Origin of the sequence: Bradyrhizobium sp. PSBB068, assembly GCA_016839165.1 — a bacterium.
Taxonomy (GTDB): Bacteria; Pseudomonadota; Alphaproteobacteria; order Rhizobiales; family Xanthobacteraceae; genus Bradyrhizobium.
In genome coordinates this window covers 5937078-5949215 of sequence record CP069300.1, presented here as the reverse complement: position 1 = coordinate 5949215, position 12138 = coordinate 5937078, and the positions used below count along the sequence as shown (strand labels likewise).

Here is a 12138-nt window from a genome sequence, read left to right as displayed (position 1 = left end):
AAGGACCGATCTCGTAAGACGAGCCTTCGCGTGAAGCGCGCGTTCCGCCTAACTGTTCGGACCGCGATCCATGCTGACGGGCTGCCAGCGGCGCAGCGCGGTGTTTTGCAGCACCGACGGGTTGACGCAGCTTACCGGCCACATGCCTTGCAGCACTAGTGACAATTCGTAGCCCACCCGGCGCTTGCGCGCCTCGTCAAAACGTGCCGATGCCGAGGCGACGTGGGCGGTCAAGGTAACATTGTCCATCCCGAGCATCGGATTGTTGTGCGACGGCGGCTCCTTCTCCAGCACATCGAGCGCGGCGTGGGTGATCCAGCCCTCCTGCAGCGCCTTGATCAGCGCCTCCTCGTCGACGGTCGCGCCGCGGCCGGTGTTGATGAAGACGGCTGACTTTTTCATCTGGCGAAAATGCTTCTCGGTCAGCATGTGGTGCACTTCGGGACGCGCCGGGGCGTGCATCGAGACGAAATCCGATTGCGACAGTACCTCCGACAGCGTCGAGGGGATCACGCCGTGGTCGTACATCAGCGTTTCCTGGATGAACGGATCATAAGCCATCATCCTGAGACCGAACGGCGCCGCGCGCTTGGCCACCGCGCGGGCGACGCGGCCGAACGAGATGAAGCCGAGGGTCTGGCCCATCAGCCGCGGAATCTTCAAGAGCGCCGGGCGGCCCTCGGCCCAGCGGCCGCTGCGGACCATCTTGTCCTGCTCGATCAGGCGGCGGAAGCCTGCGAGCAGCAGCATCATGGCGTGGTCGGCGACCTCCTCGATGAAGGTGTCGGGGATGTTGGTGACCGGGATGCCGCGCGCGGTCGCGGCCTTGACGTCGACGGAATCGACGCCGACGCTGCCGAGCGTGATCACCTTGCAGTTCTCGAGCGCGTCGATCACCGCTTTGGTGATCGGCATGCCCTTGGCATAGATCGCATCCGCGGTCTTTGCCGCGGCGATGAACTCGGCCTCGTTGGCCGGCGCCTCGACGATCTCGGCGCCGATCGGATCGAGCGCCTCGCGCTCATAATCATAGCCGCCGCCGGCGACCGTGAAGCTTGCGCCCTTCGGCGTCACCACCCTGAATTTCGACATTGTCTGCTCCCGATGTGAGGTCTTCTGTTCTTGATTGTTGCTTCTTGCTGGGTTCGCTTCTTGGTCTTCTTGCTTCTCCGAGCGCTGCTCGCTTCGCCGCTTTCGCCTACTTGTACGCGAGCGGGGTGGTCCTCTCCACAATTGCCGGTTGGTCCGCCGCCCGATTCTCCGGGCTACTACGGGGAACCAGCGTAACCATCAGGTAAAGGGTCTCACATTACGGTGAGCGGAATCAATCCGCCAATCGCGTCGCGTTCCCCGCCTCTCCTGGAGATCCCCGTGAAGCTGTCAAATCTGAAGATCACCCCCAAGCTCGGCATTCTGGTGGGGGTGACCCTCCTTGGTCTGTGCACGGCCGGCATTCTCGCCGGACACTTGATGCAGCGTGAGATGACAAATGCTCGCATCGACCAGGCCAAGGCCATCGTCGAGATGGCGAAGAACATGGCGGCAGGCCTGAAGAAGGAAGTCGACGCCGGAAAGATGACCAAGGAAGCGGCAATCGCAGAGCTGGGCAAGCACGGCAACGCGATGACCTACGATAACGGCGCCGGCTATCTGTTCGGCACCGACTACAACGGCATCACGGTGCTGGCGCCCGATCCGAAGCAGGTCGGAACCAACCGCATGGAGGTCGTGACCAATGGCCGCAAGCTGTCGTGGGAGCTGATGAACGGCGTCAAGGCCAATGGCGATATCCTGCTGTTCTATGATTATGTGAAGCCCGGCCAGGAGACCCCGATCCGCAAGCTCGGCTACGCCGTCGCGGTCCCCGGCTTCGACATGTATATCGGCACCGGCGCCTATCTCGACGACATCGACGCCAAGATGCGCCCGATTGCCTGGTTGCTTGGGCTCGCGATCATCGGCATCGGCGTCATCTCGAGTTCGGTCGCCTGGCTGATCGGCCGCAGCATCTCCGGTCCGCTGAATCTGCTCGGCAGCCGCATGCGCGACATTGCCGACGGCAAGCTCGACGGCGACATCCCTGGTGTCGGCCGCGGCGATGAGGTCGGCGGGATGGCTGCGACCGTGCAGATCTTCAAGGACAATGCGATCCGGATCCGCGGCCTCGAGCAGGCCGAAGCCGAAGCGCAGGCGCGCGCCACGGCCGAGCGCCGCAGCACGATGCAGAACCTGGCGAGCGATTTCGAGCGCAGCGTGAACGGCATCGTCCGTACGGTGGCCTCCGCCGCCGCCGGCATGCAGACCACGGCGCAGTCGATGACCGCGACCGCCAGCGACGCCAGCGCGCGGGCGGCGACGGTCGGCGCCGCATCCGACAGCGCCTCCAACAATGTCGGCACCGTCGCCGCGGCGGCCGAGGAGCTCTCCAGCTCGGTTGCGGAAATCTCCCGCCAGGTGGCGCGTTCCAGCGAGGTCGCAAGCCAGGCAGTCGCCGATGCCGAGCGCACCAATGCGACCGTGCAGGCGCTGTCCACCGGCGCCGAGAAGATCGGCGAGGTGGTCAAGCTGATCCATTCGATCGCCGCCCAGACCAATCTGCTCGCGCTCAACGCCACCATCGAGGCGGCGCGCGCAGGCGAATCCGGCCGTGGTTTCGCGGTGGTCGCCTCGGAAGTGAAGGCGCTGGCCAACCAGACCGCGAAGGCGACCGAGGAGATCTCGGCGCAGGTCGCCGCGATGCAGGCCTCCACCGGCGAGGCGGTGACCTCGATCGGCGGCATCACCGCGACGATCGCGCAGATGAGCGAGATCACGGCGTCGATCTCGACCGCGATCGACCAGCAGGGCGATGCGACGCGCGAGATCGCGCGCAACATCCAGCAGGTCGCGGCCGGCTCGAGCGAGATCTCCGCCCATATCGGCGGCGTCACCACCGCGGCCGCCGCCACCGGCACCGCGGCGGGCGACGTGCTGTCGAATGCGCGCGAACTCGACACCCAGTCCGGCATGCTGCGCAGCGCGGTCGACGAGTTCCTGCAGAAGGTGCGCGCGGCGTAAGGCCGGCGCGATCAATCGACATCGTTACGATGCCCGGGCCTTGCCCGGGCATTCGTGTTTGGAGCGGCCTGCTGCTTCCCGATCCCGGCGCCGGCGATCAGCCTCTCGCACAGCACCAGCCGATCAGGGAGGCGCTGCCAAAATATCGAAAACAACCCCATGCAAAGGCAGGGTGACGGCGGGCCTACGACCAGCCGACTTGACATGTCGGGCAAATCAGTGTCATATTTCTAATATTCCGAAATTGACTGCGGGGGGCGTTACGAGCCCTCCGGAAACACCTGCGCGACGTGAAAAGCCTTGGTGGTGATCAGCCACCTGCCGTCGATGCGATGAAACACCAGATGGTCGATGAAGCCGGTCTGGCCGGCCCTGACGCGCACCTTGGCGATGGCCAGATCGGGCGAGGTCTGGTCGATGCTGATGATGGCCTCCTCGCGCGGCGATTTCATCGACGCCGGCGACGGACGGCTCCGGATGAAGTCGCGGAATTCTGCCGCCGACCGCACCGTGTGCTTGCCGTCCCGGATGCCGTGCACGATGGCGGCATCGGCGAACACGTCGCGGAAACGGCTGTCGTCGACGTCATACATCAGATCGAAATATCCATCGATCGCGGATGCGATGGCCTGGATGTCGCTCATTGCAAATCTCCTCAGTTGATGAGGGGGCGGTGACCTCATCTGCGCCGACAGTGGCCGATATGGTGGCGGAGTGCTACGACTGGACGGTCATCTCTTGGATGACTGAGAGGCATCGGCATGGACGAAGTTGACGGTCGGCTGGTTGGCGGCCTGGTGGTCCTCGCGGCGCTGGCGGATGCGCGCAGTTTTGGCCGCGCCGCCGAACGGCTCGGCATGACGCAATCCGGGGTCAGCAAGGCGATCGCCAAGCTCGAGGCGCGCCTCGACACGCGGCTGGTTCACCGCACGAGCCGTGCCGTCGAGCTCACCGAGGAGGGACGCGCGCTGGTCGAACGGGTTGCCGCGCATCTGGCCGGGATCGGCGAGGCGGCGGCGGCGACCTCGAAATCGCGCGATGCGGTCCGCGGCAGGCTGCGGGTCAATGTCGATCCGCTGTTCTCCCGCATGGTGCTGTCGCCGAAGCTGAGCGAGTTCCTGCTGCAAAATCCGGGCATGGAGCTGCGGATCGAGACCCGCGACCGGATCGCGGACCTGGTCAGCGACGGTTTCGACCTGGCGGTGCGTTTCGGCGAGCCGGCGCCGTCGGCGCTGATTGCGCGCCGCGTGCTCGATGCGCGCGTGCTCACCGTGGCCTCGCCGATCTATCTCGAACGACACGGCCGGCCGCGTGATCCGCGGGAGCTCGCGAGCCGCGATCATCAGTGCATCCACGCGATCGACGCGGCAACCGGACGCCCCTTCGATTGGGAGTTCTGGCGCGGCGGCAAGGTCGTGCCGGTCGTGGTCAACGGGCGGCTCACCGTGACCGATTCAGGAACCAAGCTCGGCGCTTGCCTGGCCGGCTTCGGAATCGCGCAGGTGATTGATCTCGGCATCGACGATCACTTGAGGAGCGGCGCGCTGATCGAGCTGTTTCCGGACTGGCCGGACGAGCGTTTTCCGCTCTACGTCTATTACGCCTCGCGCAACCACGTGCCGGCCAAGGTAAGGCGATTCATCGACTTCATCACGGACACGCTGGCGGCAAAGCCGCGTTCGCCACGCAAATCCGCCGGCTTGCGCAAGGTGAGCTAGCCATACCTGTGGCTAGTGCTTCGCCGAGCCCTGCCGTGAGGCGATGATGACGCCGGCGAGCACCAGGGCGTAGCCGATCAGATGAAACGGCGCCAGCGTTTCGCCGAGCAGCAGGATCGCCATCGCCGAGCCGAACACCGGCACCAGATGGAAGAACGGCGCCGCGCGGTTCGGGCCGATCAATGCGACGCCGCGGTTGAAGAACAGATAGGCGAGCGTGGACGGGAAGATCAGCGTGTAGCCCAGCGTGGCAAAGGTCAGGACGTCGAGCTTCAGCGTCACGCCGTTGGCGAATTCCCAGACGGCCACCGGCAGCAGCATCAGCGCACCACAGCAGGTGGTGAACGAGATCAGCGAGAGCTGATGGATCTTGGGCCGCCGCGGGATCAGCGCCGAGTAGAGGCCGAACGACACCAGCGAGGCGCCGAACATGATGTCGCCGCGGTTGAAGGAGATATTGGCGAGCGCCGAGAAGTCGCCGCGCAGGATGATGGTCAGCACGCCGGCGAGCGAGATCGCAATGCCGGCAAGCTGCGCCGGCGTCAGCCGTACGCCGAACAGGACCAGCGACCACAGCGCCACGAACAGGGGCCCTGCCGACTGAATCAGCAGGGCATTCAGCGCCTCGGTGTATTGCATCGCCCAGTAGGAGATCGCGTTGTTGAACGCGAAGCCGACCGCGGACAACAGCAGCATCAGCGGCAGCGCTTTGCGCAGCTTCGGCCAGTCCTCCTTCAGATGCGGCCAGGCGAACGGCAACAGGATCAGGAACACGCCGAACCAGCGGATCGTGGTCAGGGTGACCGGCGGCACATGGCTGCCGACATGCCGCGCCAGCACGATATTGGCTGCCCAGAACAGCGACGTCAGGCTGAGCAGCAGATAGGGCTGGTTGTTGAGCCAGTGCAGCGGAGTGCGGCGCGGGGTTGTGGCAGGTGCGGGCAAGGTGGTCATTGTTCGGTGGAGTTGTGCCCGAATCCGCTGCTGCGACAAGACGAAAGTGCGGATTGGAGCCATGCGCCGCCGAACTCGACAGCACTCGCGGCAGCACGAGAACGGGATTCCGTCATCCTGAGGAGCGCGTAGCGCGTCTCGAAGGATGCACGGCCCGGCTGGTGGCCGTCGACCCTTCGAGACGGCCGCGGTGCGGCCTCCTCAGGATGTCGGGACTAGCTCTTCCACGTGTCTCGAAGGCCCCGCCTATTTCTGCGGTCCCGACAGCGAGATGTCGCGCTCGGCGCGAAACACGTTGCTGTAGAGATTGGCGATCCATTGCCGCCCGCTTGAGGTGATGTTGAGGTGGCGGATCGCCCTCTGCACATGCGGCGCGACGCTGTCCCAGTAGAAGCGCGGATAGAGGTCGACGAGATCGGCCGGCGAATCGTAACCGAGCTGGCGGTTCAATCCGGCCTCCTCGAATTCGATGTAGAGCGCGTTGGCCTTGCGGATGTAGTGCGGATCGCCGAGCTGGCCGATCAGATCGGCGGCGCGCAGCAAGATGGCCTCGTCGCCGAAGTCCTCATCGCCGTTCGGGGTGCTCTGCGGAAAACGGGTGCCCTCGATTGCGCGCGCAATGCGCTCCTTGTCGAGCAGCGCGACGCCCTTGAGCCGCTCCATCACGAAGATCTTGGAGCGGTCGACGTGATAGGACATCAGCGCCGCATCCGACGAGCCGCGCGGCAGGATCACCTTGCGGCCATCGGCCGCGACCAGATAGCCGTTCTGGTCGTCGGCATCGAACAGCCCGCGCACGTAACCGATGTCATGGGTCAGGCAGGCGATGATGACATGTGCATAATCCTCGGCGCTCATATGCGCGTGCAGCGCGCGGCCGCGCAGGATGTCGTGGCCGGCGAGCGTCACCAGCATGGTGTGCTCGACATTGTGATAGAGCGCGTCGCTGTTGCCGATGCATTCGATGGCGATCCGCGCGATCGAGGGCACCATCTCCACGAGCTCGGTCTGCGAAGAGCCGAAGCGGCGCTGCATGTATTCGCCGAGGAATTTGCCGAGTGCGTCGGCCGCAAGTTCGGGAAGGGTCATCACGGCATTGACCTCCGAGATCGGGTGGCGAGCTTACGGCCTGCCAGCATTTCAGGGTAGTCCCGCGATGTGACATAATCGTTGCGGCCGGACCGAAGCGGCTGGACCGTAGTGACCCGTAATAATGCGGTGTGGGGTGGGAGCTGGTGGATGGGTGTCGATCTCTTGAACGTCAAAGGCTTGAGCGAGCTGGATCAAACGGCCCCGGTCGTGATGGTCAATCTGATGCGATTTCGCCAGCGGTCGCTCGACGGCGACGGTTCGGGTTGGGATGCCTATCTGCGCTACAGCGCGCTCACTGTCCCCATGATCAAGGCGCGCGGCGGCACGCTGCTCTGGACCGGCAACGCCGAGACGGTCGCGCTCGGCGAGCCGGACGGCCAGCGTTGGGATTACCTCGCGCTGGTCTATTATCCGAGCGTCGCGGCCTTTACCGACATGATGACATCGGCCGACTACGAGACCAGCTGCGACCCACACCGCCGCAACGGCTGCGAGGCGCACGTCATCATCGCGACGCGCGAGGCCTACAGCAAATTCAAGGCGGGGTGAGGCATTGCTCTCTTCCCGTCACCCCGAGGAGGGCGAAGCGCGTCTCGAAGGGTCGACGGCCCGACCGTGGCCGATTCATCCTTCGAGGCTCGCCTCAGGATGACGGGTTGGAGAGCGGCGCAAGCGCCGCGTGACAGGCCCTCTGCACCACCCGGCAGACCTCGTCCCTCGACCGCCCGGCGGCGCTCAGCGAGGCGAAGGTCGGGTAGCTCGTCAGCGCGAAGATCAGGTCGACGGCATCCTTGCGGGCCTGTGGCGACGCTTGCTTGCCCGCGATGCGGTCGACCAATCCGGTGACACCGCGACGGCGGCGCTCGTTGCGCTCGCGCACGGCTTCGGCGAATTCGGGATCGGTCGCCATTGCGTCATGCAGCCGTCCGACCGCGGAATCGCGGCTCCAGAAGCCGCAGAAGATCTCGACCATGCGGTCGAGGCCGGCGCGCGGATCGGCCGTCGTCATGGCGTCGGCGAGCTGATGCAGGCCGCCGTGGCGCGCGATCTCGTCGAACACGGCCTCGAGCAGCCCGCGCCGCGAGCCGAACTGGTTGTAGACCGTCAGCCGCGTCACGCCGGCCACCTTCGCCACCGTATCCAGCGAGAACCGCGCAATGCTCTCGCCTTCGCGCAGCGTACGCGAGGCGGCCTCGATCACGCGCTCGCGGGTCTCGGCGGCGGCGGCGCTGCGCGCCGGGCTCACATAGCTGCGCGGCGGCATCGGCTTGCCTTGGTTTCGTCGGATTGACTATACATTATGTATATCTAATTTCCAATGCCCAGTTGGAGCAACGTCATGCAGACAGTCCTCATCATAGCCCTGCCCCTTCACGTTCTGTCATCGGTGTTTTGGGCCGGCTCCAGCTTTACCTTGGCGCGCACTGGCGGTCTCGGCGGCGAGAAACTGCTGGGTCCGCAGATCGGCGCGGCGACGGTTGCGATCGTGACCGGCGCCACGCTGTGGCGCCTGGTCCATGAAGGCTCGTTCGCACTGTCGGAGCAGATCCTGGCGGGTGGCGCGACCGCGGCATTGGCTGCGATCGCCGTGCAGATCATCGTCGGCGGCGGCGCTGTCAGGCAGCTGCGCAATGGCACGGCCGAACAGTCGGCCGCACGTTCACGGCTCGCCGTCGCGCAGCGCATCGCGGCCGGGCTGCTCGCGATCACCGCAATCTGCATGGGCGCCGCGCGTTATGCATGACGGTTTCCGGAGCATCACGGCCGGGTTCAACGCTTCATCTGCGTGAACCACAATATGATCAGCAAGAGCGAGGTCATCATCGGAGCGGCAGCGCAAAGCGAAATCGCCGCCCACTGAACGCTCACATTGATCTGCAGCGGAAGCGGAAATGGCGGCCGTTCGACGGTCCGTCGCTTTACCGTGTCCATGGTCGATGCGAGATTACGCCAGAACAACAGCATCCAGAGCGGAAACATCGTGAAGATGGCCCCGACCAGCAGCGGGGCGATATTGCGGTATATCGCTGTCGCGATGGCGACAACCACGCAATTGCACACCATTGCGACGAAGCACCAGCCACTGACGGCGGGCGGTATGGACTTCGGTACGGGCAACAGCATGTCGTCATAGTCGGAAATGAACGGCTCGTCCGGTATCAGGGTTCTCCAGAAGCGCATGGCGTGCCGACCTTCCACTAGGCCACAAGAATCCGGGCGGTGCGGTCACCGCTTCAATATTTCCGAACCAGGTCCGGGGTGATTTCCTTCAGGCTGCGGATGCCGAGCAGCGCGAGGTCGCGGTCGATCTCGGCGTGCAGCAGCGAGATCGCGCGCGCTACGCCGGCTTCGCCCGCGACCACGGCGCCGTAGAGGAACGGACGGCCGATCCAGACGAAATCCGCGCCGAGCGCCAGCGCCTTGATGACGTCGGTGCCGCGGCGGATGCCGCCGTCCATCATCACCGTCATGTTGCCCTTCTCCGCGGCGATCTCCGGCAGCGTGCGCAGTGCGGAGACGGTGTAGTCGAGCTGGCGGCCGCCATGGTTGGAGACCATCACGCCGTCGCAGCCGTGCTCGCGCGCCAGCCGGGCGTCTTCCGGCGCGATCAGCCCCTTGACCACGAGCTTGCCGGGCCAGCGCTTGCGGATCAGCTCGACATGCTTCCAGGCGAGCTGGTCGCGGCTGCCGATGTTGCGCATCAGATTCCTGGACAGCACCGGCGGGCCCTGCTTGGCGTCCATGTTCTCGAAATGCGGCATGCCGTGATTGAACACGGTGCGCGCCCAGGTGTTCAGCAGCCAGTCCGGATGGGTGATGGTGTCCCAGAACACCCGCGGCGTGATCTCGAGCGGCACCTGGAAGCCGTTGCGGATGTTGTTCTCGCGATTGGGCGGCACCGGCACGTCGGCGGTGACGACGAAGGTGTCGTAGCCGGCGGCCGCGACGCGATCGACCAGCGGCTCGATCCGCTCGGGGAGGCCAGCGAGATAGGCCTGGTACCAGGCCTGTTGATTGGCGGCGCGGACGTCCTCCAGCGTAATCAGCGAGGAGGCCGAGAGGATCATCGGGACGTTGGCGGCGGCCGCGGCGCGCGCCAGCACGATGTCGCCACGATAGGCGCACAGCGCGGACGAGCCCATCGGCGGAATCCCGAACGGCGAGGCGTAGGTCTTGCCGAACAGCGTCGTGGTCTGGTCGCGGCCGGAGACGTCCTTCAGCACCCGCGGCACGAAGCCGTATTCGTCGAATGCCCGGCGATTGTCTGATCGCGCCGCGTCGGTCTCGGCGCCGCCGGAGATGTAGCCGTAGAGGAATTTCGGCAGCAGCTGCCGCGCCCGCGGCTCGAAATCGTCGAGCGTGAGGTAGCGCCGCAAATGCCGGGGCACGGCGCTCGCGGCGCGGTTGACGGTTGCGGGAGGCGGGGAGGGCGCTGCGGTCCGGTCGTGCACGTCGGTCGTTTCCGTTGTTCTTGGTTCTTGGTCGGCGCCTGACGTTAGCGCCTGCCGCCGCGCCCGGCAATTTTCTCGTTGAACGCGTTGACGGACTGGCTGACGTCGCTGAGCGTCTTGCGCGTCTCGGCGATCATCGCGCCGGACTTCTTGTCGAAGCTCTGGATCAGCTCGCGCAGCGAGATCACGGTCGGCAGCAGCTCGCCGCCATATTTGTCGCTGCCGAAGCTCTTCAGGAACTTGTCGGCCGAGGCCAGCTTGGCGTCGACCGTGCTGATGCCGTCGTCGGCGGCGTCGATGAAGCCGGCGATCAGCTCGCCATTGCCCGACAGCGAGTTGGTGAAGTTCTCGAGCCCGAGCAGCGAGTCCTTGATGCCGGCCTCGTTCTCGGTGATGACGCGGTCGACATTGCGCAGCGCGACGCGCAGCTTCTCCTGGATTCCCATCGTGCCTTCGGGATCGGCGGTCAGCTCGGGAATGCCGTCGGCACCGAGCGGCGGCGGCGGCGCATCGTCGGTGCCGCCGGTGAAGGAGATCGCGGCGATCCCGGTGAGGCCCTGGAATTCGAGGCCGACCTGGGTGTCCTTCCTGATCGGGGCGTTGCCCTCGATCCGCGTCATCGCCACCACGCGGTGGCGGTCGAGCCTGATCGAGACCACCTCGCCGATCCGCACGCCTGCGAAGTTGACGCTGCCGCCGCGACGCAGGCCGGACGCCGAGCCCTCGAACACGACGCGGAACGGCACCATCCGCTTGATGCCGGCATAGCGCTGATAGCCGAGCCAGCCGCCGAGCGAGCCGGCGACGAGGGCCAGCGTCAGGGTGCCGATCACGAGATTGCTGGCGCGCGCCATGCGTTTGGGACCTGTCCGCGAAGCAGAGCTCAAGAGATAGCGGATTTGCCGCCGATAGTCACCGCGCCCTGGGGAGCGATCAGGCCGCCGACTGCTTCCGCGACGCCGCGAAGACGCCGGCCAGCACCAGCGCGAAGCCGATGAAATGGAAGGCCTGCGGATGCTCGCCGATGAACACGATCGACATGATGGTGCCGAACACCGGAACCATGTGGAAGAACGGCGCAGCGCGGTTGGCGCCGATCAGCTGCACACCGCGGTTGAAGCACAGATAGGCCAGCGTCGAGGGGAACACCGCGACATAGAACAGCGACAGCAGGTTGTTGGTCGTGAGCTGCATCACCGGCCGCGCGCCAAGCTCCCAGATGAAGAACGGGATCAGCAACGCCGCGCCGCAGCCGAAGGTGAAGGCCGCCACCGACAGCCCGTGGATCTTGGGCCGTTTCAGCGTCAGCACCGAATACAGCGCGAAGATCACCAGTGCGACGATGAAGATCAGATCGCCCTTGTTGAACTCGATCTTCGACAGCGTCGTGAGATCGCCGTGCAGCAGGATCACCAGCACGCCGGCAAGCGACAGCAGCACGCCGCAGAGCTGCGCCAGCGTCAGCCGCGTGCCGAGCAGGATCAGCGACCACAGCGCGACCACCAGCGGCGCCGCCGATTGCAGCAGCAGCGTGTTGAGCGCCTGGGTGTGCTCGAGCGCCCAGTATTGCAGCGTGTTGAAGGCGCTGATGCCGGTGAGCGACAGCAGCATCATGATGCCGAGATTGTTGCGGATCACGGGCCAGTCGCGGGCAAGGTGCTTCCAGGCGAACGGCAGGATGATCAGGAACGCCGCCGACCAGCGCAGGAACGACAGCGTCACCGGCGGAATATGGCCGGCGGCGAGCCGGCCGACGATCGCATTGCCGGCCCAGCACATCGCGGTGATGCAGAGCAGCAGGTAGGGCTGATTGGCGATCCAGGAGCCGGACGCAGGCGTTGCGGTGGAATCGGAGGCAGACATGC

The 12138-nt window shown here is 65.5% G+C and carries 13 protein-coding genes; 4 read left to right on the top strand and 9 right to left on the bottom strand.

Annotation, left to right across the window (positions count from 1 at the left end; genetic code table 11):
* Nucleotides 1-48 precede the first annotated feature (48 nt).
* A complete protein-coding gene (locus JQ507_27705) occupies nt 49-1092 on the bottom strand; it encodes a C-terminal binding protein (protein QRI68662.1) in 1044 nt (347 codons plus the stop codon).
* A gap of 279 nt (nt 1093-1371) precedes the next feature.
* On the opposite strand from JQ507_27705, the gene JQ507_27700 reads away from it, so the two are divergent.
* Complete coding sequence (locus JQ507_27700) at nt 1372-3057, top strand: cache domain-containing protein (GenBank protein QRI68661.1); 1686 nt, start codon at nt 1372-1374, stop codon at nt 3055-3057.
* A gap of 260 nt (nt 3058-3317) precedes the next feature.
* On the opposite strand, the gene JQ507_27695 is transcribed toward JQ507_27700, so the two are convergent.
* Nucleotides 3318-3701, bottom strand: a complete 384-nt coding sequence (locus JQ507_27695) for a nuclear transport factor 2 family protein (protein ID QRI68660.1) — start codon at nt 3699-3701, stop codon at nt 3318-3320.
* A gap of 117 nt (nt 3702-3818) precedes the next feature.
* On the opposite strand from JQ507_27695, the gene JQ507_27690 reads away from it, so the two are divergent.
* On the top strand, nt 3819-4775 hold the full coding sequence (locus JQ507_27690; GenBank protein QRI68659.1) for a LysR family transcriptional regulator: 957 nt from the start codon (nt 3819-3821) through the stop codon (nt 4773-4775).
* Between the two features lie 12 nt (nt 4776-4787).
* On the opposite strand, the gene JQ507_27685 is transcribed toward JQ507_27690, so the two are convergent.
* Nucleotides 4788-5729, bottom strand: a complete 942-nt coding sequence (locus tag JQ507_27685; protein QRI68658.1) for a DMT family transporter — start codon at nt 5727-5729, stop codon at nt 4788-4790.
* 246 nt (nt 5730-5975) lie between these two features.
* On the bottom strand, nt 5976-6821 hold the full coding sequence (locus JQ507_27680; GenBank protein ID QRI68657.1) for a metal-dependent phosphohydrolase: 846 nt from the start codon (nt 6819-6821) through the stop codon (nt 5976-5978).
* 147 nt (nt 6822-6968) lie between these two features.
* Between JQ507_27680 and JQ507_27675 the strand changes: the two genes are divergently transcribed.
* Complete coding sequence (locus JQ507_27675) at nt 6969-7370, top strand: DUF1330 domain-containing protein (protein ID QRI68656.1); 402 nt, start codon at nt 6969-6971, stop codon at nt 7368-7370.
* Nucleotides 7371-7464: 94 nt separating this feature from the next.
* Here the strand turns inward: JQ507_27675 and JQ507_27670 are convergent, their stop codons facing one another.
* Nucleotides 7465-8085: a TetR/AcrR family transcriptional regulator gene (locus JQ507_27670; protein ID QRI68655.1), complete on the bottom strand. Its 621-nt coding sequence runs from the start codon at nt 8083-8085 to the stop codon at nt 7465-7467.
* Between the two features lie 75 nt (nt 8086-8160).
* Here JQ507_27670 and JQ507_27665 point away from each other — a divergent pair, with 75 nt between their 5' ends.
* On the top strand, nt 8161-8565 hold the full coding sequence (locus tag JQ507_27665) for a hypothetical protein (GenBank protein QRI68654.1): 405 nt from the start codon (nt 8161-8163) through the stop codon (nt 8563-8565).
* Between the two features lie 26 nt (nt 8566-8591).
* On the opposite strand, the gene JQ507_27660 is transcribed toward JQ507_27665, so the two are convergent.
* The 4 genes from JQ507_27660 to JQ507_27645 all read right to left on the bottom strand — a co-directional run bounded on the left by JQ507_27660 (nt 8592) and on the right by JQ507_27645 (nt 12136).
* Complete coding sequence (locus tag JQ507_27660) at nt 8592-9002, bottom strand: hypothetical protein (GenBank protein QRI68653.1); 411 nt, start codon at nt 9000-9002, stop codon at nt 8592-8594.
* Nucleotides 9003-9055: 53 nt separating this feature from the next.
* A complete protein-coding gene (locus tag JQ507_27655) occupies nt 9056-10210 on the bottom strand; it encodes an alpha-hydroxy-acid oxidizing protein (protein QRI73541.1) in 1155 nt (384 codons plus the stop codon).
* A gap of 107 nt (nt 10211-10317) precedes the next feature.
* Nucleotides 10318-11127, bottom strand: coding sequence for an MCE family protein (locus tag JQ507_27650; protein ID QRI68652.1), 810 nt, complete (start codon nt 11125-11127; stop codon nt 10318-10320).
* Between the two features lie 79 nt (nt 11128-11206).
* A complete protein-coding gene (locus tag JQ507_27645) occupies nt 11207-12136 on the bottom strand; it encodes an EamA family transporter (GenBank protein QRI68651.1) in 930 nt (309 codons plus the stop codon).
* Nucleotides 12137-12138: the final 2 nt, after the last annotated feature.